At 63.1% G+C, this 1,473-nt stretch carries 1 protein-coding gene; it reads right to left on the minus strand.

The window, feature by feature from the left end; all coding sequences use genetic code 11:
- Nucleotides 1–1,433, minus strand: a 1,433-nt coding sequence (locus Q322_RS0120000; protein WP_156953200.1) for a Tn3 family transposase, incomplete at its 3' end; no start/stop codon positions are given.
- Nucleotides 1,434–1,473 lie beyond the last annotated feature (40 nt).

The raw sequence follows: 1,473 nt of genomic DNA on the forward strand, positions 1-1,473 counted from the left end.
CCCGCCGTGTCGGTGTAGTGTTCCTTGATCTTCAGGTCCGACAGGTGGTAGAGCAGCCCGTCCAGGACGTGCAGCGCATCCCGCACATTCGCCGTGATGACCTTGGTGTGAAAGGGAGCGTATTGATCGCTGACATGCGTGTAGAACAGCACGCCCGGCTCCCGCCCATACTTCGCGTTGAGATGCCCGAACGCCTTTCCCTGCCCACCGGTGGGAAAGCGTTGCCCATCGGAACTGCTGGTTGTTCCGTCCCCCCACAGCGCCGCCAGGGGAATCTTCGACTGGAAGTTGACGATCTCAGCCAGACCTGCCGCATACGACTCCGGGCGAATGAACCAGTCGGACAGGTACATCAACCGCCGTGCCGTTACGCCTGGGTCCGCCGAAGCCTCGGCCATCTTCGTCAGTCCCAGGTTGAGGCCGTCGGCCAGCAGGGCCGTGAGCAGGTGGTCATGGCGCTCAACGGCCTTGCCGTTACGCAGGTCCAAGAAGGCCCCTGTGAAGCGGCACCAGGCATTCACCTCCAGCAGCAGGTCCGTGATCTTTACCCTGGGGAGCCGTGCGGCAAGGCTGCGCTGCAACGGTTCCACCTCGTCAGGTACAGTCTTGACCACCTTCCCCACCTTGAGCTTGCTTCCCAGCAGACTCACTGACGACAGCTCATCCTTCGAGAGGAGGTCCGTGACCTCGTGCAATTGCCCGGTTAACCTCGGTTCGGTGGCCGCCCAGAACGCCTCGAAGGTTTCAGGCAGATCCAGGGGAAGGTCCAGAAGCCGCCGCTGCCAGACCTCCTGCGGCAGCAGATAGGCGTCGAGATCCCTGTACTTGCGGCTGCCCTCCACCCATATGTCTCCCGAACGCAGCCCCAGCCGCAACTCGTCCAACACGCATAATTCGTATGCCTTGCGGTTCATCTCGCCGCCGCGAAAGACCTCGGCCGCCCACTTCTGCCGCACGAAACCCAGGGGAACGTGTTCGGGCAGCGTGCGCCTGTTCGCGGCGTACATCTCGCGCAGGAGGCCCACGGCCTCGACGAGAGGGGCTGCGGTTCCATCGGCCTGGAACGTGAACATGGACAGCAGCCGGGGCGCATACGCTCGAACTTTCGAGTACGCCTTCACCACATGGTACAGGGGGTCAATGTGGTTGGCGATCACAGCCTCCTGCGGATCGCGGACCGTCTCAACCAGCCGTTCCCACGGCACGATGGCCTCGATGGCCTGGTACGGATCAGCCTGCTGTTCACGCGCGGCAATGAGCGCGGCACAGACCGACTTGAAAGTGCTGAGTTGCTCCAGCAACGGCGGCCCCTGCTGTACAAAGGCTTCCGCTGCGGCCCGCTCTCCTTCCCGTAGTAGAGACACCATCAGGCGGTCATGCATGCCGAGAACCTCGTCGGTCAACGTCTCGGACAGCTCGAAGAGGCGTGCCATCACGGTGGCACGCCTCCGCTGGGGGACATAGGCTGCGAGG

The sequence above is a fragment of the Deinococcus frigens DSM 12807 genome, assembly GCF_000701425.1.
GTDB lineage: Bacteria > Deinococcota > Deinococci > Deinococcales > Deinococcaceae > Deinococcus > Deinococcus frigens.